We start from the raw sequence: 21,310 nt of genomic DNA, 5'->3' as shown, positions 1-21,310 counted from the left end.
GGGTCAGGCGATCATCGATTCCAGGTCGGACGCCAGCTCGCGGGGGGCCGGCATTTCCTGCACCACGTCTTCCGTGATGCCGATGGCTTCGGCCGACTCGGCCGGCCACACGTGTTGCGCGTCGCCGATGCGAAGGCCTTCGCGCTCCAGCGCCACGCGCCACACCGCCAGGTGCAGCACATTGGCCAGCGGGTCGAGCTGCTCGGCTTCCATCGGGTTGGCGAAGCAAGACAGCGCGCTGATGAACTCCGGCGCGAACTCCCAGCGGGCGGCCAGCCGCGCGCTCACGTCGCCATAGTGAAAGCCGAACTTCTCGCGCTCCACGTCGAGCCGGCCCATCAGGTCGAACGGATGCGCCTCGTTGAGTTGCGCCATTTCTTTCTTCATGGCGCCGGACATGATCAGGTGGCCGATGGCATGCATGCTGCCCACCGTGAAGGCCAGGCTCTGGTCGACCCGGCGGGTCTTGCCCGCGAGGTAGCGCGCCACCGAGGCCACGCGCAGGCTGTGCGCCCAGAAGCTCGGCAGGTGCACGCCGTGCACCTTCTGGAACGTGCCCGTCAGCCCCGAGCTCACCACCAGCGAGCGGATCGACGAGAAGCCCAACATCTTGATCGCGTCCTGGATCGACAGGATCTTGCGGCGCACGCCGAAGTAGGGCGAATTGGCCATCCGCAGCACCCGCGCCGTCAGCACCTGGTCGAGCTCCAGCTTGCGGGCCACCAGGTTGATCGAGGCGTCTTCGTCGCGCAGCAACTCGATCAGGTCGAACACCACCTTGGGCACCGTGGGAAGCAAGTGGCTGTCGGCGAACAGTTCGTCCAGGGTCATGGCGATTTCGGGTGTGATTTTCTGCAGCCCGGCATTTTGCTGCAACAAGCCTGTTACATGTGGCCCGCTGCTCGAATCGGGCATCTTCGCCCTGCGGCCGTGCAGACTTCCCGCAACAGATGCTGCCGAATAGCCCGATCCCGGTATTGCGTTCCGGCGCAAGTGCGTCTACCTGTTTTCAGGTAGGCCGGGGCGAGCCGGCGCGGGTGGGATGCGGCATACTGCCCACCCCCTGCAACTCCCCAAAGCCCGCTGAATGGAAAACGAAGTCGACTCCCAGGTACTCGCTGTCATCAATGAGAAGCGACTGTCAGGACCACGGCTCACGCCCGTCGAAATCGTTGCCAAGATGGGTGTGTTCGACGCGCGCGACAAGCCCTTCGACCACGCCTGGCTCGCCACCGGCGACAACGTCATCGCCACCATCTGGGCCGAGTGGGTCAACGTGGGCTCGGGCGGCCGCTGGTTCTACCTGGAGTCGCTCGACATCCACCACCGCGCCGGCGGCGGCGAGCGCAGCGCCCAGCAAGTGCAGCGCGCCAAGGACCGCCTGTCGCTGCTCAAGCGCACCTTCGATGCCGGCACCGGCTTCCGCGCTGTGGTGCAGACCAACCGCATCGCCATCCTCGAGACCGAGAGCAACAAGGACGCCAAGGTGTCCACCCGCGTGCGCGACGACGAAGAGTGGCACGTTGCCAGGTGGGAGCCCGAGCAGAAGCTCGCCGTGCTCGTGCGCGGCCCGCGCGGCTGGACACCCACCGACGCCGAAGTGCTCGCCGCCCGGCAGCGCGGCAACGTGCCGCAGCCGCTCTCGGCCTCGGCTTCGGCCAATGCCGCGCCTGCAGGCGACGACAAGCCCTCGCCCGAGGCCGTGCAGGCCGCCGCGCTCGAATACGTCGTCAAGCACTTCACCGGCTACGGCTACAAGGCCGAGAACATGACCGGCAAGGGCTTCGACCTCGAAGTGTCCAACGCCAAGGGCCAGACCCTGCTGCGCGTCGTCGTCAAGGGCACCGCGCCCGGCGTGCCCAGCTTCAAGCTCAGCAAGGAAGAAAACGACTGCTCCAAGCGCGAGCCGCTGTGGCGCCTGCTGGTGGTGACCGATGCGGGCAGCGGCGTTGCGCAGCACAAGATCTACAAGCCGACGGAGATCAGTTCGGCGCCGGGGTTTGATCCGGCTTAACCTTCGCGCGGACTAAGCCGCGCCGGCCTGGAGAAGCACAACAACGACAGAGGGAGTCTCGTCAGCGTGCTCATCAAGCCTTCGACCACCTTCCCGGGCCGATTCGCAACTTCAGCTCCGTTGTATTTCCGTCGTTGAAGATCGATTTCGGAATCTGAGCCCGAGTGTCGTCACCATGCATCCGGGCATTCGGGCGGCCGGTTCTCCACTGGCACTTCGCCCGCCTTGCACTCCCAGGTCATGCCGGTTGATTGAATGGTGGGATTGAGAAAAAAGGTCCTTGTGGGTGACGGAGCCCATCCCATCAAGACGATCTTCAGGGCACCGCTTTCGGGGTTCACTCGAATGCTCTCGACGGGGTCTGGCAAGGGTGCATCGAAATGCGCGGCCGTCAAGCTAGACGGGAACTCCTTGTGCTCTTCGAAGTAGCTTTCGAGTGTCTTCGCCGCAACTTGTCCAAAGGCGATTCCAATCGTCGCGTCTGAACGTGACTCCGATGCGGTGGGACGTCTGACCTCAGGCTCGAACGCCGCATTGATCAGCTTCGAGCCGATCTTTGAAGCAGACGAAATGGCACAAAAGATGACCACCCAGCGCAACCACTTCCAGCGGGGGCGACTGGTCGATGATGCCTCGGACATGCTCCAACCTCCCTGAAGATCGTTGCGGCCACTGGCAACGATGACGATTGTTTTGTTACTCGCGGGCGATGGTAGCCGGTGTTGATAGCCAGCAGCTCGGACAGTCGACGGCGCACGCAATGTGCGCCCAACTGTCAGAGCTTTGTGTCTCGCCACAGCGCCCCTGCAGATATCTCGCTGATTCGAGAAATCCTCGACGAAATCTTTTCTCTTGCGCGGCTTCGCTTCTCTAAAGTGAATGCCCCTGCCGCAAGACGCCCTGCCTTGTGGGCGACGAACACCGTGAAAGGAGCGCTCCCCGAAACGACCAGCAAGTAGTGAACAGACAGGCCGCCCGCCTCACGGCGGGTTGTCGATGCGCTCATGCATCGATGCGAAGGTGAGGTATCAAAGGCGACGGCCAAGGTGCTGAAACACCCTGACCGTCTGACCACATGACGTGCACACACTTTGGAAAGAGAGCACACCACATGGCTAAGCGAATTATGGCCGGGCGTTCCACGCCCCAATCTCCCCGCCGCACCACCAGCGGCCCCGCCGTCCCCACCCCGGCCACCCTCGCGCCGGACGAAGCCAGGGACCTTCTCGAAATCAAACTGGCGCAGTTGAACTCATTGCTTTGGTGCTGCTATGGCGACGGCAATGGATGGTTCGAGGAAGCGGGGGAAAAGCACCGGGACTACATGCTCTGGATCGCTGCTGATTTGGCGAGGGAGGCGGAGATGTTGTTGGAGGTGAGTGGGAGGGGTAGGGCGGGCTGAGCCAGGATCGGCGGATGGCCGGGGCATCCCACAAAGTGGGGATGTCCCAAGCTTTGTCCTACGCTAACGTGGCGACCAGTACAAACTGCATCAGAAAGAAATAAGCGTCTCAGAAAGCGGCGAATTGCTAAGGACTGAATGCGTCGCCTGATAGCAGGAAAAACATACGCCGAGTTTCGTTTGGGGAAAATTCGAGAAATTCAGTCGCTTAGAAAATAGGCGGCGATGGCGGATCTTTTTTTTTAATTGCTGAGTGCGATTAAATGCAGCAGCCAATCCGAGGGGGCATTTGTGAGGCAGAGGACTTTGCTGTCCTTATCTTTCCTCAACAGCCAACTAAGCTTGTTCGGCTGTCGCCGAATTCGGCGGTATTCCATTGTATTGAGGTATGCGTATGTCGAAGCAACTGTCGCCGGCCGGCATCATGGCGCTTAAAGAGGCGCTTTGCTCAGTTTATTGGTACAAATCAGAGCTTCGAGGTTTTTTGCAGCTATGCCTGTCAAAGCCGGGCCTCCTAAATAACTTCAATTGGCAAAACTACAAGAGGCAAATTGCGTCGGACGTTGTCGACTACCTTGTCGAAAATCCTGAATTGCATCTAGGTGATTTAACAAAAATTTGCTATGAACTTTGCAAAATTGCCGATTTCTCGCATCTTAAGCCGCTGGATGACGGGCCTCAGAAAGTAGAAAAAGCCCGCAACGCTGTGAATCAACTAAAACAGCTCGTTCATTCGCATCAAGAAATAAAAAAGGACCAAGACGAAATTAAGTTGAGGCAGCAACTTGCCGCTAAAAAACTTCGTGAAAATTCTGCAGTACGACAAAAACTGGAAATCATTAAGACGCGGTACATGGCTTTGGTGGGTTCGGACAATGCGCAAAGCAGAGGGTTTGAGTTGGAGCGTGTAATGTATGAACTTTTTGAATTGTTCGATCTTGATCCAAAAGCGTCATTCAAGAATTTCGGAGAACAGATTGATGGTGCCTTTTCTCTCGAGGGCACTGAATACCTTTTTGAAGCCAAATGGCAAAAGGAGCTGGTTAACAAGGCCGATCTAGCAGTATTTTCCGACAAGGTCAGAACGAAGTTGGAAAACACGCTTGGCATCTTCCTTTCAATTAACGGATTTTCTGCTGACGGCGTCAACGCACATCAAGCTGGTGGTGCTTCAATACTTCTCGTGGATGGGGGCGATCTTATGGCTATTTTTGAAGAGAGAATTGATTTTATAAGTCTTGTGCTTCGGAAAAAGCGTCATGCGGCGCAAACGGGTAATATCTATCTTAGCTATTATCAAATGGTCGCCCCAGGCTCCAGCTAGTTAGGCCAAGGCCTACAATATTTCCAAAAACCGCGTCTTCGTACTTAACGTCAATTCAGAGTATGACTCCAGCGCAAATACAAGATTTGTCAGATCGCATTTGCAGTATTCTTATATCGCATGCTGCACATGGATTAGCCACCTCATCGCTGGAGGGTATGGGCGAAATCACTCTGCGCGACAGTTTAGTCGTGGCTGCTGCTGCGACCGGGGCGCAAGCAAAGCAAGCTTGGGTCCTCAAAAGGGAGGTTCTTCCAACTGGTTGGATGGAATCCGCAGTAGATCTCATGATCTATCGAGCGGGTAAAAAAAAATGCCCAACACTTGGTCGGAGGAGTCGAACTCAAGTGGTGGAGACATGATGACAAAAGTAATGCTTCTAATCGTAGAAGGGATTTGGTCAGAGATTTTATACGGGTCGCTGCGCTATATCCGGACGTAGAGGACTTTGCGTTCGTGGCTCTCTTATCAACTGAGGTTTCTTGGTCATCTACGACCTCGACTACGGCTGCTGATGCATCGGCAATGGCACTGGTGACTCCGCCTGATTCCAAAATTTGGAATATTAAATCCCTCCATGAATCGCCAGCAGTGAAAGGTGCAGTTAGATCACTTCATGGCAAGGTGCCAGTGCCTAATATATTTCACTCCAAACTTCTAAGCACCCTAGAGCTTCACTTTGCGTCAGGGCGGTCAGCCTTTGCTCGTGTATGGTCAGTGAAGAAGCCGCAAAACACTCATTTCTTATCTCCGCCAGAACTACAGGAACTACTTCAGTAATCCGAAGGTTGGCCTTTTGATGTGCGTATGCGTTGATGAAGAATTAAATTCGATCAAGACGCAAGTGAGGAAATTTGAAGGAGATTTCCCCCCGCGCGGTTCTGCGGATGCTTGTACGCTTCGCCCCTCACCTCTGCGGCATGTCCTTCACCGAATAGCCCAGGCTCACAGTCGCATCCTCCGGAATCGCCGGCATCGTCGTATTCCAGGCCTGCCAATCCGCCCGCATCGCGGCCAGCCGCTCCGGCTCCTTCTTCGCCAGGTTCGCCCGCTCGCGTTCATCGCCGGGGATGTTGAACAGGTACTCGTTGCCGTCCACCTTCAGGTACTTCCAGTCGCCGTCGCGCATGGCTTCCTGGCCGCGGTGGTTCATGCGCCAGTGCAGGGGGCGGCGGAAGCTCTTCGACGCGTCCTTGAGCACGGGCATGAGCGAGACGCCGTCCAGCGGGTAGTCGGGGTGCGCGGCCACGCCGGCGGCGTCGAGCATGGTGGCGGACCAGTCCATGGTCATGCACAGCTGGGTGCTCTCGCCGCCCTTGCCGATCACGGCGGGCCAGTGGGCGATCCATGGCACGCGGATGCCGCCTTCGGTCAGGTCCATCTTGCCGCCGACCAGCGGCCAGTTGTCGGAGAAGCGTTCGCCGCCGTTGTCGCTGGTGAACACCACCAGGGTGTTGTCGGCCATGCCGTGCTTCTCGAGCGCTTCCATGATCCAGCCGATGCCTTCGTCCATGTGATGGATCATGCGGCGGTACACGTTGATGTTGCCGCCGGCGAGGTCGAACAGGTTGTCCTTCACGAGCGGGGCCTTGGCGGCGTCGTCGCGGGTTTCCCACGGCCAGTGCGGGGCGGTGTAGTGCAGGCTCAGGAAGAAGGGTGCCTCCTGCTTCGACATGCGATCGACGTAGTCGACGGCGCGCTTCGACAGGATGTCGGTGAGGTAGCCCTCCTCCTGCTTGTCTTCCTCGCCGAACCACAGGTCGTGGCGGCCGGTGGAGTCGCAATGGGTGAAGTAGTCGACACCGCCCGACATGGGGCCGAAGAACTCGTCGTAGCCCGAGCGCAGCGGGCCGAAGGTGGGCGGGTAGCCCAGGTGCCACTTGCCGATGAGCGCGGTCTGGTAGCCGCCGGCCTTCAGCAACGAGGGCAGGGTGGGGTGGTCGGTGGGCAGGCCGAGCGTGGTGCTGCCGCGGCTCTTGCTGTTGATGGGCTCCTCGGCCGCGCCGCGCAGGCGGTATTGGTAGCGCGCGGTGATCATGCCGAAGCGCGTGGGCGAGCACACGGGCGAGTTCGAGTAGCCCTGCGTGAGCTTCAGCCCGTTGGCGGCCAGGCCGTCGAGCACCGGCGACACCGGGCCGAACGCGGCATCGCGGCCGCCGTAGCAGCCCAGGTCGGCATAGCCGAGGTCGTCGGCCACGATGAAGATGATGTTGGGTCTGGTCATGGCAACTTGCGCTCTTGAAACCTGAAAGAAGTTCTATCGTGAAACACCGCGGAACCGGCTTGGCCGGGCTGCGTGTGTTGCCCCCTGAAAGGGGGAAGGAGAAGCGACACGAAGTGCGCGCAGCCTGGGGGTGAGCTTGTTCCCACCGCGGAACCGGCTTGGCCGGGCTGCGTGTGTTGCCCCCTGAAAGGGGGAAGGAGAAGCGACACGAAGTGCGCGCAGCCTGGGGGTGAGCTTGTTCCCACCGCGGAACCGGCTTTGCCGGGCTGCGTGTGTTGCCCCCTGAAAGGGGGAAGGAGAAGCGACACGAAGTGCGCGCATCCTGGGGGTCAGGGTTGATACCCGGACTTCTGCACCACGGGCGCCCACTGCGCACGGTAGGCCTTCAGCATGGCGGCGGTCTGCGCGGGCGTGCTCACCACGGGGGTCATGCCCGAGTCCTTGAACTTGCGCTGCGTGTCCGGGTCCTGCATGACTTCGCGGATGGCCAGGGCCAGTTGCTCGACCTTTGCCTTGGGCATGCTGGTGGGCGCGAAGAAGGTGTTCCAGCCGGTGGCGGACAGATCGAGACCGGCTTCCTTGAAGGTCGGAATGTCGGGTGCGAAGGGCGAGCGCTTGGCGCCCGACAGGGCCAGCACGCGCAGCTTGCCGGCCGAGTGCTGCGGCAGCACCACGTCTTCGGTGTCGACGGCAATGGGCACCTGCCCGCCGATCAGGTCGTTCAGCAGCGGCGCGGAGCCGCGGTAGCCGATGACCTGGGTCTGCACTTTGGCCTTCTCGCCCATCATGAGGCCGAAGAAGTGCGGCAGGCTGCCGGTGGCGGGTACGCCCACGTTGGCCTGCGCGGGGTTGGCGCGCATCCACGCGAGCAGGTGGCTCAGCTCGCGCACGGGCAGGGTGGGCGAGACCGACAGCGCGAAGTTGTAGTCGTTGACGTGCGACACGGGCACGAAGTCGCGCTCGGCGTCGTAGTTGTTGTCCTTGAACACCAGCGGTGCCACGATCATCACGGCGGGGTTGGCGAGCATCAGCACGTTCTGGTTGGCGGGCGTGATCTTCACCTGCTGCGCGGCGAGGCGGCCGCCCGCGCCGGGCTTGTTGTCGACCACCACGGCCACGCCCAGCTTGGCGCCGAGCTTGTCGCCCACGATGCGCGCCACGCGGTCGGTGGCGCCGCCCGGGGCGTAGCCCACCACGAGGTGCAGCGGGCTGTCGAGCTTGGCCTGTGCGGCGGCGTTGGTGGCGAAGGCCGCCACGGCGCCTGCGATGGCCAGCAGGCCTGCGAAGCGGCGGGAGATGGGAGAGGTCGGCAGCATGATGGGCAGTTCCTTGTCGTCGTTCAGGCCGTGGGCCCATGGGTGTGGCCGCGAGGCTCGCGGTTGCCGACGATTCTGTAGACCCGGCATTCGATTGATCAAATCAACCATCCCCGGGGTTAACCCGAAGGCATCCATTGCAGGTCAGTCGACCTTCATGCCTGTTGCTTTCACGATGCGCCCGTAGCGCGCCAGGTTGCCGGCCAGGTGTTCGCTGGCGGCGCTGCCGGTTTCAGCCAGCGGCACCATGTCGAGCGAGGCCAGCCGCGACTTGATCTCGGGCAGTGCCATGGCCTTCTGCAGCGACTGGCGCAGGGTCTGCATCACCGGCTCGGGCGTGGCGGCGGGCACCATGGCCACGTAGAGCACCTCGAACTCCAGGCCCTTCAGGCCGAGTTCGCCCACGGTCGGCACTTCGGGCAGCAGCGGCGAGCGTTGCTTGCCGGTGACGGCCAGCGCGCGCAGCTTGCCCGACTGCACCTGCGGCAGCAGCCCCGGCGTGGCCAGGATGCCGGCCTGCACCTCGTTGCCCATGAGCGCCAGCACGGCCGGCGCGTTGCCCTTGTACGGCACGTGCGTGATCCTGGCGCCGGTGTCGCTCGCGAAGATCTCCGCGGCAATGTGGCCGGGGCTGCCGTTGCCGGCCGAGCTGAAAGTGGCGGGCTCGGCCTTGGCCTGCGCGATGAACTCGGGCAGTGTCTTCGCCTTCACGCTGGAGGCCACGCCGAAGCTCAGGCCCGAGGAGCTGAAGATCATCAGCGGCTTCAGGTCCTTGGCGGCGAAGGGCATCGACGCGTACAGGTGCGGGTTGATGGTGAAGGTGCTGTCGATGCCCAGCAGCACGGTGTAGCCGTCGGCCGGGCTCTTGGCCATGAGGTCGGCGCCGATGTTGCCGCCCGCGCCGGGGCGGTTGTCGACGATGAACGGCTGCTTCAGGTCCTTCTGCAGCGCGTCGGCGAGCGCGCGGCCCAGGATGTCGATGGGCCCGCCGGCCGGGAAGTTGGTGAGGAACTTCACGGCCTTGGTGGGGTAGGGCGCATCGGCCGCGATGGCGGGGCCTGCGAGCGACAGGGCGGCGCAGGCAGCCACGGCTGCAAGGGCGAGGCGGCGCGTGCGGCCGAAGGTGGTGCGGGGCAATGCGGCGGTCATGGGTTGTCTCTTGTCTCTCTGGTTCTGGTCCTGCAGGCAACTCTAGAAGGGTGGCGACGCGGGCACAACTGAAAGCTCTTCCGCCAGGTATTCCCGATCGTTATATTCCGGCGATGCCCGCTCAGAAGAAACCGCCATCTCAGCCATGAACTTTTCTCGCCTGAAGCTGAGGCACCTTCAGTGCCTGGTGACGGTGGCGCAGGAGCGCAACCTGGTGCGCGCGGCGAGCGCGCTGTCGCTCACGCAGCCGGCGGTGTCCAAGACCATCGCGGAGCTGGAGGAGATCGTCGGCCGCCAGCTGCTGCTGCGCCGCCGCCGCGGCGTGGAACTCACGCCCGCGGCCGAGGCTGGTGCGGCATGCGGTGTCGGCCTTGCGCGGGCTGCGCGAAGGCCTGGGCCTCGCCATGGACCAGCCCGAGGCCGACCAGCTGCGCGTGGTGGTGGGCGCGCTGCCCAACATGGCGGGCGAGCTGCTGCCCGAGGCCGTGGCGCGGCTGCACGCGGCCTACCCGTCGATGCGCGTGCGCGTGGTCAGCGGCACCAACGCGCAGCTCATGACGCAACTGCGCCAGGGCGAGATCGACCTGGTGCTGGGCCGCCTCGCGCAGGCCTCGGCCATGGCCGACCTGGCCTTCGAGCACCTGTACAGCGAGCCCTTGCGGCTGGTGGTGCGGCCCGGCCATCCACTGGCCGCACGGCGCAAGCCTTCGCTCGATGCGCTCGCGGCCTATCCGCTGGTGCTGCCCGTGTCGGGCACGCTGATCCGGCACACGGCCGACGCGTTCCTGATCGCACAGGGCCTGGCCCTGCCCAACCAGCTGGTGGAAGCGACCGACACCAGTTTCGCGGTGGGCCTGCTTCAGCGTTCAGAGGCGGTGTGGTTCGCGCCGCAGGGCGCGGTCGAAGGCCTGCTGGCAAGCGGTGAACTGAAGCGCGTGGCCATCGACACCGCGAACACCGAGGGGCCGGTCGGGCTCACGGTGCGGCGCACCGTGGAGCACAGTGAAGGCGCGCGGCTGCTGATCGAGGAAATCCGCGGCATCGTGCGCCAGCGCAAGGGCTGATGCCTCGCCGGATGCGTGCAGGCCCGGGGTCTTTTCAGGCGCGGCGGGGGCAGGCGCGATTAGAGTCTGCGCTTTCCCGCCGATCACATCGCTTGCGCACGGACCCCATGCAGGAGCCCCGCAATCTCGCCGACGCAGCGCGGACTCGCTGATGGACCCATCGACGCTCCCCACCGTGAACACCGCGCACGCCGCCAGCGCCGCACCGCCACGCGAGTCTCTCGTCGACGCGCTGCGCGGCTTCGCGCTGCTGGGCATCCTGGTCGTCAACATCGCGAGCTTCTCGTCGACGTACTACGGCGCGGGCGTGCCCGACCCCATGGCCCTGTCCTGGGTGGAGCGCTGCGCGTCGTTCGTGCGCACCTTCGTGTTCGAGACCAAGTTCTACCTGCTGTTCTCGTTCCTGTTCGGCTACAGCTTCAACCTGCAGATGCAGTCGGCGCAACGCGAGGGCCGGCGCTTCGTGCCGCGCATGGGCCGCCGGCTGCTCGCGCTGTGGGTGCTGGGGCTGCTGCACGCGGTGCTGCTGTACCACGGCGACATCCTCACCACCTATGCGGTGATCGGCACGGTGCTGCTGATGGTGCGGCGGCGCGGCGACGTGTTCCTGATGCGCAGCGCCATCGGGCTCGTGCTGGCGACCTCGCTGCTGTGGGCCGGCGTCGGCTACCTGCTGTCCTTTGCCGGCGTTCCGATGGACCTGCGCGGTGCCTACGCGGAAGCGGCCACGGCGCTCGCGGCCTATCGGGCAACGCCTGCCACGGTCATCGTTCAGCACGTGCGGGAGCTCACGCAGATCTGGTGGATCACCGGCCTGGTGCAGGCACCCACGGCATTGGCCATGTTCTTCGTCGGATTCATCGCAGGACGCCGTGGCGTGCTCGCGCATGCGGAGGCGCATCGCGCGCTGTTGCACCGGCTGCTGTTCTGGGGACTGGCGCTCGGCGTGCCCGGCGCCGCGCTCTACGCGTGGCCGTCGGTGCGGGTCGAGAACTCGATCCGCGAGCTCTATGGTTTGTCCGCCACGCTGCTGACCGCGCCGCTGCTGTCCGCCGCGTATGCGAGCGCGCTGGTGCTGTGGATGCTCGGCCCGCGCGGCCATGCGCTCGAAGCCTGGCTCGCGCCGGCCGGGCGCATGGCGCTGTCCAACTACCTGCTGCAATCGGCCGTGTGCGCGTGGCTCTTCCTGGCCTACGGGTTGAGATGGATCGGCACCATGGGCCCGCTCGCGGCCACGGGCATCGCGTTCGCGATCTTCGGCTGCCAACTGGTGCTGAGCCGCTGGTGGATGCGACGCTTTGCGTACGGGCCGGTGGAATGGCTTCTGAGGGCGTTCACCAACCTCGAATGGCCGCCGATGCGAAGGCCCGGCGAGCGCGAACGCGAGCGTTGACAGTCAGGCCGGTCACGTGCGTGCCCGAAGGGCGCAGACCGCCGACAGGCCAGCCACCCCGACCAGCCTGTAGTCATGCGCAACGGCAGCCGTGTGCCGGCCGTTGCCAGCCGGTCCATGCGACGAGGCCCGCGACCGCGGCGGATGGCGCGCGCCATCCGGCGGTCATCGTCCTAGGCGGATGGGGGCGGCGGGAAGGCGGCGGCGGCCGTGACCACAACCACGCCAGCACCGTCGCCATGCAGCCGATGGCCAGCAGCGCGAGCCACACGCGGTGCGCCGTGAACCACACGATCACCGCGCATGCCGCCATGGTCACAGTCGCGCTCCATTTGGCGCGGCGGCTCACGGTGCGGCCGTTTTCCCAGTTGCGCAGCAGCGGGCCGAAGATGCGATGGTTGAGCAGCCAACGGTGCAGGCGCGGCGAACTGCGCGCGGCGGCCCAGGCGGCCATCAGGATGAACACCGTGGTCGGCATGCCCGGCACCACGACGCCGATCAGGCCCAGCACCAGGCACAGCACGGCAAAGCCGTACAGCAAGGCCCGCGCGAGCGGGGAGGTTTGTCGGGGGTCTGGCTTCAACGCAGCGCTCTCAGGTGATCGGGCCTCGGCGATTGCCGCTCGGGTTCGGCATGTTCGCGAGCTCCGATTCTTCACCAGGTCGGGCCTGCGCTTCGCGGCCGGAGCGGAATTGCCCCGAGAGAAGGCCGTGCCTGCCACGTCACGCGGCCGGGCAGCGCGCGCATTGCGGCTGTCGGGGCTGTCGGAGAGCTGGAACACGGCGCTGCCGTTGCGGACGGAGCCGCGCTTGAACAGGAAGGCCGCACCCGGCGTGGAGCCTTCTTGCACATGCAACCGGCCGGGCGCGCCGGGTCGGCAAACGGTCCCGCGTTGCGCTGGAAAAGAAGGATTGCCGGCAGCGCCCGGCGGCCTTTCTGCGCAGGAGGTGTCAGGCCATTGCCGGCGGTGTGTCGGGCTGCGTGCGCTCCGGGCCGGGTTGCATGTCGCTCTCGATGCGCATCCTCGGCAGGAACTGCGGGTACTCGCGCCGCATGAAGTCGATCAGCCCTTCGCGCACGCTGCAGCGCAGGTCGAAGGCCAGCCCCGAGGTGGCGGCGGTGCAGAGCACGCGGACCTGCATGGTGCGTTCGGTGGCGTCGGTCACGCGCAGGTTGAAGAAACGGCCGTCCCATTCGGGCGCGGCCTTGACGATGCGCTCGGCCTCCGCGCGCAGCGGCGCGAGCGGCATGGCGTAGTCGATGTAGATGAACACCGCGCCCAGCAGCTGCGAGGAATGGCGCGTCCAGTTCTGGAACGGCTTTTCAATGAAGTAGGTGAGCGGCAGGATCAGCCGGCGTTCGTCCCAGATCTTGAGCACCACGAAGGCGCCGGTGATCTCCTCGACGCGGCCCCATTCGCCCTCGACCACCAGCACGTCGTCGATGCGGATCGGCTGCGACAGCGCGATCTGCAGGCCGGCGATCAGGTTGCTGAACACAGGCTTGGCGGCAAGGCCGGCCACGATGCCGATCACGCCGGCGGAGGCCAGCAGGCTCGCTCCGACCTGGCGTGCGCCGGGGAAGGTCATGAGCATCATCGCGCCGCCGGCCACCAGCACCACCGTGGCGGCGGTGCGCGCGAGCACGCGGGTCTGCGTGAGCACGCGCCGCGCGTGCAGGTTGTCGGCGATGTCGGCGGGGTTCTGCGCGAGCACGCCGTCGGCGAAGCCGCTGATGGCCTTCACCGCGAGCCAGGTGGTGGACGCGATGAGCAGCAGGCCGGTGAGATGGCGCACGTTGCCGATGTAGCGCAGGTCGTCGGGAGCGCCTTGCCACACCACGTTGAGCGCCACCAGCGGCAGCACGATGCGCGCTGCGGCATTGCAATTGACCACCATGGTGTGGATCGTCGGGGCCGGGCGGGTGATCCGCCTCAGGACAATGCCGCCGATGCGGTGCGCGAGAAGAGAGAGGGGGACTGCAATCAGGGCGGCAACCCATGTGCCGAACCAGGGGTGGGCAAGTATCTCTTTGATCATCAGGCGGTGGTCGTCTTTGCTGGTTCCGTTGTCTCGTTCAGAGGTTGAAGAATGCGCGCCGCGTCGTCGCGCAGCTGCGTGGCGAGTGCCGTGGCCAGGTCGAGCCGGCGCAGCAGCCAGGGGCTGATGTCGTTGTCGAACGGGTCAGGCAGGGGAATCGGTCCGCCGACGGTGGTCGATCCCGCGCTCTCGGGGTGAGAGGGGCCGGTGGTGGGCAGAGTTCCGATGGCGGCCTCGATTCGTTGCGAAGTCCGGCTGATCGGGCCTTCGACCTCGCCCGGCGTGAGGCGGTCGCGCCGCAGCACGAGCATCGACTTCACGGCGCTGAGCTGCGCGAGCAGCTGGTAGCTGTGGGCCTGCAGGTGTTCCAGCGGCTCCAGCGGCGGCTGCACCGCGCGCGGTTCGGACAGCGAACGCTGCGTGGCCTGCACCAGCGCCGACAGGCTGTCGTAGGCCTCGCGGCGCGCGAGGCGCCATTCGAGCTCGGGGCTGCTGTCGACGGCCTGCAGCTGGCCGAGGCCGAGCGCCAGCCGCGCATGCCGCGCCTGCGCGGTGAGCACGCGCGCCACCAGCGCCGGGATCTGCGTGCGCTCCCAGGACGGCAGCACGTAGCAGAAGCCCCAGGCCAGCGTGGCGCCGATGAGCGTGTCGGCAATGCGCTCGAACAGCGCGAAGATCGGCGCCACGCCCACGTTCAGCAGGTGCGCCTGCACCAGGCCCAGCACGGTGGCCGCCACGGCGGTGATGAGGTAGCGGCGCACCGCGAAGCTGTGCGCGATGGCCTGCGCGACGGTCACGATCACCAGCAGCATCAGCGCCGACGGATGCGCCGACAGCAGGCCCACCGCGAGCACGCAGCCCAGCAGCGTGCCGGCCACGCGCGCGTTGCGCCGCTCGAGCGTCTGCGACAGGCTGCCGCGCAGCACGACCACGATGGTCAGCAGGATCCAGTAGTCGTGCGAACCCCAGGGCATCGACACCGCGATGGCGTAGCCGGCGGCGATGGCCAGCGCGGCGCGGATGGCATGGCGCAGCGGCGGCTGGTCCCAGCTCCACAACGTGAGGAAAGGGCGCAGCGACCAGTCGGTCGGGCTCACGAACATCTGCCAGTTGGCGCGCACCACCGCGAGGTTGGGCTCGGCTTCGCCGCGCGCCATGGCCGACAGGCGCAGCACCTCGTCGTTGATGTGGCCGATGCGGCTGGCCAGCCCGCGCGCCAGCATGGCGGCCGTCGGGCCGATGTGGCTGCCGCCGGTGCGGCTGTCGGCGCCGTCGTCGGTCGCAACGTGGATGGCCGCGAGGCGGGGGCGGCGGTCCACCACGGCATCGGGTTGCCGGCGCAGCAGCAGGGCGTCGGCCAGCGCGACGGTCTCGTCGGCAAGCTCCTCGAGCACGCGGCGCATCTCGACGAGCGCCTGCGCATGCGCGGGGTGGGTGCGCAGGGTGTCGAGGTCGAGTTCGCTGGCCAGCAGCTGGTCGCGCATCTCGAGCACGATCACCAGCATGGCGGCCAGCCGCTGGCGCCGCGGCGTGCGCGGCGACTCCAGCACGATGTCGCGCGTGGCCTGCAGCTGGTCGGCCAGCGCGGCCTGTTCGCGCAGCAGCTGGCCCAGCAGCGGGGCAGGCGTGTCGCGCACGTCGCGCGTGTCGTCGTGCGGCAGGAACTGGCTGGCCTCGGTGCGCATGAGCGCGGCCAGCGAATAGAGCACGTCGGCCATCGACTGCGTGCGGAAGCGCCCGTTGAGCGCCAGGTTGGCCAGCGTGGCCCAGATGACGTACAGGCCCGCGCCGATACCGAACTGCCAGGTGCGCTCGAGCGCGTCGGCCATGCCCGCCGGTGCCGGCGTGGCCATGGAGAACACCATCGAGAACATCACGGCGATGGCGATCGGGATGCCGCGCTTGCCCCATGCCATGGCCAGGAAGGCCATGAAGGTGGCGGGAACCAGCAGCAATCCGAGGCGGATGGGCGCGGCGTGCAGCAGCTGCACCGCGAAGAACAGTGGCAGCCCGATCAGCGGCGCCGGCAGCATCTGCAGGAACTTGCCGCGGCGCGGCCCGGGCAGGTCGGGCGGCGCGGTGACGATCACGCCGGTGGCGGCGGCCGAGGCGGCGAGGGTGCCCAGCCAGAAGTGGATGCCGCCCGAGATGAACAGCAGGCCGAGCGCCACGGTCAGCCCGCTGGCGACGTAGTGGCTCAGCGCGACGCGCAGCGCGGCGCGCAACCGGGGCGCGGCGTTCGGCCCCAGCATGGTCACTTGGAGGAAGCGTCGCCCTCGAAGGGGCACCGTCACCGTGGCGGGGGCGGGGGCGCGTCGCGGCGCACACGCGTGAGCTTGCGCGGCGCGGGCGCTGCGGCGGGCGCGGGCGCTGCCGAGCCTTCGGCGGGCTCGTCGGCGAAGTCGACCACGGTGCTGCGGGCGTACAGGTCGACCGATGCGTCGTCCGTGCTGGCCTTGGTCGATGCCGACACGGCGCGCACGCGGTCGCTGGCGCGCAGCTTGTCGTCCACGTTGGCGAACTTGGAGTACTTGGCGAGCAGCGGCACCAGCTGGCCGTAGACGCGGGGGGCGCCGGCCAGGCATTCGCGCTGCTCGAGGAAGTCGGGCTCGCCCGTGAAGTTGCCGATGAGGCCGCCGGCCTCGGTGACCAGCAGCGAACCTGCGGCCACGTCCCAGGGGTTCAGGCCGGTCTCGAAGAACGCATCGGTGAAGCCCGCGGCCACGTAGGCCAGGTCGAGCGCGGCGGCGCCGGGGCGGCGCAGGCCGGCCGCGCGGGGCATCATGTCCGCCATGATGGCCAGGTACTGCTTGAAGTTGTCGCCGGTGCGGAACGGAAAGCCCGTGGAGATCAGGCACTCGTTCAGGCGGGTGCGCTTCGACACGCGGATGCGGCGGTCGTTCATGTAGGCGCCGCGGCCCTTGGTGGCCGTGAAGAGGTCGTTGCGGGTCGGGTCGTAGACCACGGCCTGCTCGATCTTGCCGCGCACCGACAGCGCGATGGACACGCAGTACACCGGGAAGCCGTGGATGAAGTTGGTGGTGCCGTCGAGCGGATCGATGATCCAGACGTAGTCGGAATCCTTGGCGCCGTACTCGGAGCCCGATTCCTCGGCCAGGATGCCGTGCCCCGGGTACGCGCCGAGCAGCGTCTCGATGATCGCTTTCTCGCTGGCGTGATCGACTTCGGTGACGAAGTCATTGACCTGCTTCTGGGAGATGCGCACGGCCTCGACGTCGAGGGCAGCGCGGTTGATGATCGCGCCGGCGGCGCGTGCGGCCTTGACGGCCACATTGAGCATGGGATGCAGGTTGGGGGACGACATTGGATTGTGAGAAGAACGGGGGAAGGGGCTTGGCGCCCCGTGAGCGGCCCGGCGATGCGGGCGGCGAGAATCGGGGGATTTTACCGGCTCCGCCCGTTCGTGTCTCCCCAACCCGCCATGCGCACCCGTTTCATCCTGATCCAGACCAGCCACGCCGGCAATGTGGGCGCAGCCGCCCGCGCCATGAAGACCATGGGTTTCACCGACCTCGTGCTGGTGGCGCCGCGCTGGGCGAACGTGCTGCGGCGCGAGGAAACCATCCAGCGCGCCAGCGGCGCGCTCGACGTGCTGGCCAACGCGCGCATCGTCGAGACGCTCGGCGAGGCCCTCGACGGCGTGACCCACCTGTGCGCCACCGCCATGATCCCGCGCGATTTCGGCCCGCCCACGCGCACGCCGCGCGAGCACCTGGTGCCGCTTGGCCAGCAGGACGACCAGCATGTCGCCTTCCTGTTCGGCTCCGAACGTTTCGGCATGCGAAACGAAGACGTTTACCGGTGCAACGTGGCATTGAGCATCCCGACCGATCCGAAGTTCGGCTCGCTCAACCTCGGCGCGGCGATCCAGGTCATTGCCTACGAATGGCGGCTGGCACTCGGCGGCTACGAGGTGCGCGAAGCGGTCAACCCGGTGCAGGCCGCCGATGCCCAGGCCGTGGCCGGCATGCTCGAGCACTGGGAACGCTCGCTGGTGGACATCGGCTTCCTCGACCCCGCCGCGCCCAAGAAGCTCATGCCGCGGCTGCAGCAGCTCTTCAACCGGGCGCAGCCCACGCCGGAGGAGATCCACATCCTGCGCGGCATCGCGAAGGCCATGAGCGATGCGACGAAGCCACCGCGCGGCAACGGCTCGCCGCAGCAGCCGGCACCCCAGGACCCCGACCAAGACCCCATTGCACGTATGCGATGACATCGGGCTATAGACTGCGCCCCCCGTCGACATAACCAAATAACGAGAAGTAGTCAGCGATGTTCTCTCGCGTGCGCGCCGATATCCGGTGCATCCTCGAACGCGACCCGGCCGCCCGCAGTGCCTGGGAAGTGATCACGGTCTACCCCGGCTTCCATGCCGTGGTGCTGCATCGCTGGGCGCATGCCTGTTGGACCCATGGCTTCAAGTGGCCGGCGCGCTTCATCGCGCACGTGGCGCGCGGGCTCACCGGCATCGAGATCCACCCCGCGGCCAGGATCGGCGAGCGGGTGTTCTTCGACCATGCCATGGGCGTGGTGGTCGGCGAGACCGCCGAGATCGGCGACGGCTGCACCATCTACCAGGGCGTGACGCTCGGCGGCACCTCGCTCTACAAGGGTGAGAAGCGCCATCCGACGCTGGGCCGCAACGTGGTGGTGAGCGCCGGCGCCAAGGTGCTGGGAGGCTTCGTCGTGGGCGACGGCGCCAAGATCGGCAGCAACGCGGTGGTCATCAAGCCGGTGCCGGCGGGCGCCACTGCGGTCGGCATTCCCGCGCGCATCATTCCCTCGAAGAGCGGGGAGAGCGCCGACGTGGTGGCCCCGCAGAAGTTTTCCGCATACGGCATCACGCAGGAAGACGACCCGCTGAGCCAGGCCATGCGCGGGCTGATCGACAACGCCTCGAGCCAGGAACACCAGATCGCGCTGCTGTGGCAGGCCATCGAGAAGCTCTCGGCGCAGCCGGGCAGCAAGGACTGCGTGCCGTGCGATGCGGCGCGCGACGAGAGCTTCGAGGCGGAGAAGCTCACGCAGCTCGTCGGCAAGTAGCGCGCCGTTTCGCGCCAGCTGGCTAGCCGCCCGGGTCGGCCAGGAAGTCGTCCTGCGGATGCCCCGCCCGCAGCACGCGGCGGGCGTACATCGCGAACGTCGCGTTGACGATGCTCGGCTTCAGCAGGAAGTCGTGCGACTCCTGCGCGAGCGCGTCCGCCACCGGATGCACCGTGCCGGCGGCCGCCGCCATCAGCTGGCGCCGCGCGGCCTGCTCCAGCAGCACCGCCATGTAGGTGGATTCCTCGAGCGTCGCGCACGCGGTCAGCAGGCCGTGGTGCGCCAGCAGGATGCTCCGCTTGCCGCCCAGCGCCGCGGAGATCACCACGCCTTCGTCGTCGGCGATCGGCAGGCCGGGCCACTCCTTGAGGAAGGCGCAGTCGTTGAAGAACGGCGTCTGGTCCATGTGCGCGACCACCAGCGGCTCCTCGATCATCGACAGCGCCGAAGTGGCTGGCGGATGCGTGTGGATGATGCAGGCCACATCGGGCCGCGCGCGGTACACCCACATGTGGAAGCGCGTCGCGGGGTTGGCCATGCCGCGGCCTTCGAGCAGCGCCAGCTCGTCGTCGACCACGAGGATGTCGCCGGGGCGCATCTCGTCGAAGGACACGCCGAGCGGCGTGGTCGCGAAGCGGCCCTCGCCCAGGCGCACGGTCATCTGGCCGGCCAGCGTCTCGCAGTGCTCCTGCTGCGCGAGGTAGCGGCAGGCGATGGCCATCTTCTGCGCAAGCGTCCATTCGGGCGCGGGACGCAGCGGCGAGCCGAGCGTGGCGTTGACGGTGTCGCGCAGCTGCGCGCGGTCGGGTGCGTTCATGGTGTCGTGCGTCATCACAGGTCGGGTGCGGGCGGCTTGCCCAGCAGTTGTTCGATGGCCAGGCCGATCGCGAGGAGGCGCCGGTCGCTGCCCAGCGGCCCGTCGATCTCGAGGCCGACCGGCAGCCCGCCACCGGTCATGCCGGCCGGTTGCGCGAGGCCCGGAATGCCGGCGTTGCTGCCCGGGTCGACATTGCGGATCAGCACCTGGAACAGCGCCGCGGGTCCGCCGGGCTGCGGCATGCCGTTGATCTCGACGCTGCCGGTGAATTCCGGATCGATCGGCGGCGGAGCGATGGGGCAGGTCGGGAACAGCACGCCCTCGACCGCGTGCTGCGCGAAGTGGTCCGCGTACGCCGCGACGAGCTTCGGCCGGTGCACCGCCATCGCCTCGTCGTACGCGGCCTTGGGCATGTCCTTCGCGATGCCGAAGATGCCCTGCACGTCGGGGCTCTTGACCTGCGCGATCACCTCGTCGAGCGTGAGCTGCAGGCCTTCTTCCTTGAGGTACGCCTCGAGGTCGCGGTAGTAGAACTCGTAGAGCGCCACCGGCATCGAGACCTGCGCATTGAGCTCGGGCACGCCCTGCAGGTCGGCCTCGACGAAGATCACGCCTGCCTCGCGCAGCCGCTGTACGGCCGTGTTCATCACGGCCTCGACCTCGCGGTCGAGGTTGTCCCAGAAGTACGCGCGCGGCAGGCCGAGCCTCAGCCCGGCGAGCGATGCCGGTGCGAGCGGCGCCGTGGATTCACCGGTGACCACGGCATCGAGCAGCGCCACGTCCGCCACCGTCCGCGCCATCGGGCCGGGCGTGTCGCGCGTGCGCGAGATGGGCACCACGCCGCCGCCCGCATAGCGCCTCTCGCCGCCGCCGTTGCCCACCGACGGACGCAACCCCACGATGCCGCAGAACGAGGCCGGATGCCGAACCGATGCACCGGTGTCCGTGCCGAGCCCGGCCGGCGCGATGCGCGCCGCGATGCCGGCCGCGGTGCCGCCGGACGAGCCGCCCGGAATGCGGCCGGTGTCGTACGGGTTCTTCACGAAGCCGAAGGCCGCGTTGCTCGACGTGCTGCCGAACGCGAGCTCGTGCAGGCTCGCCTTGGCCAGCACGATCGCGCCCGCCGCCAGCAGCGGCTCGAGCACCGGCGCATCGGCGCGCGGCACGAAGTCGCCGAGCGCCGGCGTGCCGCCGGTGGTGCGGATGCCGCGCGTGTCGATGTTGTCCTTGATGTACAGCGGCAGCCCCGCCAGCGCGCCGAGCCTGTCGCCGCGCGCCCGCGCCGCATCCACGGCGCGGGCCGCCTGCAGTGCGCCTTGCGCGTTGAGCGTGATCCAGCTGTTCAGCGAGCGCTGGGCCTCGGCGCGCGCGAGCAGCGCCTGCACGTAGGCCTCGGAGCTCAGCGTGCCATCGGCGAAGGCGGCCAGTGCCTCGACCGCGCCGAGTTCGAGCATTTCGGATTCCGTCATGAAAACCTCCGGTAGGGTGTCGATCGGTCCAGGGC

The 21,310-nt window shown here is 66.4% G+C and carries 17 protein-coding genes and 2 pseudogenes; 8 read left to right on the top strand and 11 right to left on the bottom strand.

Going from position 1 to position 21,310, the window contains the following annotated elements; all coding sequences use genetic code 11:
* Nucleotides 1-3: 3 nt before the first annotated feature.
* Entirely contained in the window at nucleotides 4-831 is an 828-nt protein-coding gene (locus AACL56_RS20240; protein ID WP_339091591.1) for an HDOD domain-containing protein, read from the bottom strand.
* 256 nt (nucleotides 832-1,087) lie between these two features.
* On the opposite strand from AACL56_RS20240, the gene AACL56_RS20235 reads away from it, so the two are divergent.
* Nucleotides 1,088-2,014, top strand: a complete 927-nt coding sequence (locus tag AACL56_RS20235) for a protein NO VEIN domain-containing protein (protein ID WP_339091590.1) — start codon at nucleotides 1,088-1,090, stop codon at nucleotides 2,012-2,014.
* Nucleotides 2,015-2,184: 170 nt separating this feature from the next.
* Here AACL56_RS20235 and AACL56_RS20230 read toward each other — a convergent pair whose 3' ends face one another.
* Nucleotides 2,185-2,655 (bottom strand): hypothetical protein, encoded by a 471-nt coding sequence (locus AACL56_RS20230; protein WP_339091589.1) that lies wholly within the window; start codon nucleotides 2,653-2,655, stop codon nucleotides 2,185-2,187.
* Between the two features lie 470 nt (nucleotides 2,656-3,125).
* On the opposite strand from AACL56_RS20230, the gene AACL56_RS20225 reads away from it, so the two are divergent.
* Both AACL56_RS20225 and AACL56_RS20220 read left to right on the top strand, forming a co-directional pair.
* Nucleotides 3,126-3,416 (top strand): hypothetical protein, encoded by a 291-nt coding sequence (locus AACL56_RS20225; protein WP_339091588.1) that lies wholly within the window; start codon nucleotides 3,126-3,128, stop codon nucleotides 3,414-3,416.
* 394 nt (nucleotides 3,417-3,810) lie between these two features.
* Nucleotides 3,811-4,740, top strand: a complete 930-nt coding sequence (locus AACL56_RS20220) for a hypothetical protein (protein ID WP_339091587.1) — start codon at nucleotides 3,811-3,813, stop codon at nucleotides 4,738-4,740.
* Nucleotides 4,741-5,647: 907 nt separating this feature from the next.
* Here the strand turns inward: AACL56_RS20220 and AACL56_RS20215 are convergent.
* The 3 genes from AACL56_RS20215 to AACL56_RS20205 form a co-directional block, all read right to left on the bottom strand.
* A complete protein-coding gene (locus tag AACL56_RS20215; protein WP_339091586.1) occupies nucleotides 5,648-6,964 on the bottom strand; it encodes a sulfatase family protein in 1,317 nt (438 codons plus the stop codon).
* A 329-nt stretch (nucleotides 6,965-7,293) separates the two neighbouring features.
* Nucleotides 7,294-8,280: a Bug family tripartite tricarboxylate transporter substrate binding protein gene (locus AACL56_RS20210; RefSeq protein WP_339091585.1), complete on the bottom strand. Its 987-nt coding sequence runs from the start codon at nucleotides 8,278-8,280 to the stop codon at nucleotides 7,294-7,296.
* Nucleotides 8,281-8,424: 144 nt separating this feature from the next.
* Complete coding sequence (locus AACL56_RS20205; protein ID WP_339091584.1) at nucleotides 8,425-9,429, bottom strand: Bug family tripartite tricarboxylate transporter substrate binding protein; 1,005 nt, start codon at nucleotides 9,427-9,429, stop codon at nucleotides 8,425-8,427.
* 145 nt (nucleotides 9,430-9,574) lie between these two features.
* Between AACL56_RS20205 and AACL56_RS20200 the strand changes: the two are divergent.
* From AACL56_RS20200 to AACL56_RS20190, 3 genes and pseudogenes are all read left to right on the top strand, one after another.
* A pseudogene (locus tag AACL56_RS20200) lies at nucleotides 9,575-9,715 on the top strand (LysR family transcriptional regulator); the annotation flags it as partial.
* A 76-nt stretch (nucleotides 9,716-9,791) separates the two neighbouring features.
* Nucleotides 9,792-10,493: a LysR substrate-binding domain-containing protein gene (locus AACL56_RS20195; protein ID WP_339091583.1), complete on the top strand. Its 702-nt coding sequence runs from the start codon at nucleotides 9,792-9,794 to the stop codon at nucleotides 10,491-10,493.
* 175 nt (nucleotides 10,494-10,668) lie between these two features.
* Nucleotides 10,669-11,886: a DUF418 domain-containing protein gene (locus AACL56_RS20190; RefSeq protein WP_339091582.1), complete on the top strand. Its 1,218-nt coding sequence runs from the start codon at nucleotides 10,669-10,671 to the stop codon at nucleotides 11,884-11,886.
* A gap of 199 nt (nucleotides 11,887-12,085) precedes the next feature.
* Here AACL56_RS20190 and AACL56_RS20185 read toward each other — a convergent pair.
* The 4 genes and pseudogenes from AACL56_RS20185 to AACL56_RS20170 all read right to left on the bottom strand — a co-directional run.
* Nucleotides 12,086-12,469: pseudogene (locus tag AACL56_RS20185) on the bottom strand (YbaN family protein); the annotation flags it as partial.
* Nucleotides 12,470-12,836: 367 nt separating this feature from the next.
* Nucleotides 12,837-13,925 carry a mechanosensitive ion channel family protein gene (locus AACL56_RS20180; RefSeq protein WP_339091581.1) on the bottom strand — a complete coding sequence of 363 codons (1,089 nt, stop codon included), beginning with the start codon at nucleotides 13,923-13,925 and terminating at the stop codon, nucleotides 12,837-12,839.
* Nucleotides 13,925-16,177: an FUSC family protein gene (locus AACL56_RS20175; RefSeq protein WP_339091580.1), complete on the bottom strand. Its 2,253-nt coding sequence runs from the start codon at nucleotides 16,175-16,177 to the stop codon at nucleotides 13,925-13,927. The genes AACL56_RS20180 and AACL56_RS20175 overlap by 1 nt, the downstream gene beginning before the upstream one ends.
* A gap of 38 nt (nucleotides 16,178-16,215) precedes the next feature.
* On the bottom strand, nucleotides 16,216-17,250 hold the full coding sequence (locus tag AACL56_RS20170) for an inositol monophosphatase family protein (protein ID WP_339091579.1): 1,035 nt from the start codon (nucleotides 17,248-17,250) through the stop codon (nucleotides 16,216-16,218).
* A 117-nt stretch (nucleotides 17,251-17,367) separates the two neighbouring features.
* Between AACL56_RS20170 and AACL56_RS20165 the strand changes: the two genes are divergently transcribed.
* Nucleotides 17,368-18,159: an RNA methyltransferase gene (locus AACL56_RS20165; RefSeq protein ID WP_339091578.1), complete on the top strand. Its 792-nt coding sequence runs from the start codon at nucleotides 17,368-17,370 to the stop codon at nucleotides 18,157-18,159.
* Between the two features lie 59 nt (nucleotides 18,160-18,218).
* Nucleotides 18,219-18,989, top strand: a complete 771-nt coding sequence (gene cysE / locus AACL56_RS20160; RefSeq protein WP_339091577.1) for a serine O-acetyltransferase — start codon at nucleotides 18,219-18,221, stop codon at nucleotides 18,987-18,989.
* A 22-nt stretch (nucleotides 18,990-19,011) separates the two neighbouring features.
* Here cysE and AACL56_RS20155 read toward each other — a convergent pair whose 3' ends face one another.
* Both AACL56_RS20155 and iaaH read right to left on the bottom strand, forming a co-directional pair.
* Nucleotides 19,012-19,806, bottom strand: coding sequence for an aldolase (locus AACL56_RS20155; RefSeq protein WP_339091576.1), 795 nt, complete (start codon nucleotides 19,804-19,806; stop codon nucleotides 19,012-19,014).
* A 14-nt stretch (nucleotides 19,807-19,820) separates the two neighbouring features.
* A complete protein-coding gene (iaaH, locus tag AACL56_RS20150; RefSeq protein WP_339091575.1) occupies nucleotides 19,821-21,275 on the bottom strand; it encodes an indoleacetamide hydrolase in 1,455 nt (484 codons plus the stop codon).
* Nucleotides 21,276-21,310 lie beyond the last annotated feature (35 nt).

The organism is Variovorax paradoxus (assembly GCF_902712855.1).
Lineage (GTDB): Bacteria > Pseudomonadota > Gammaproteobacteria > Burkholderiales > Burkholderiaceae_C > Variovorax > Variovorax paradoxus_Q.
Note: the sequence above shows the minus strand (reverse complement) of the source record. Positions and strands in the feature narration are given on the sequence as shown.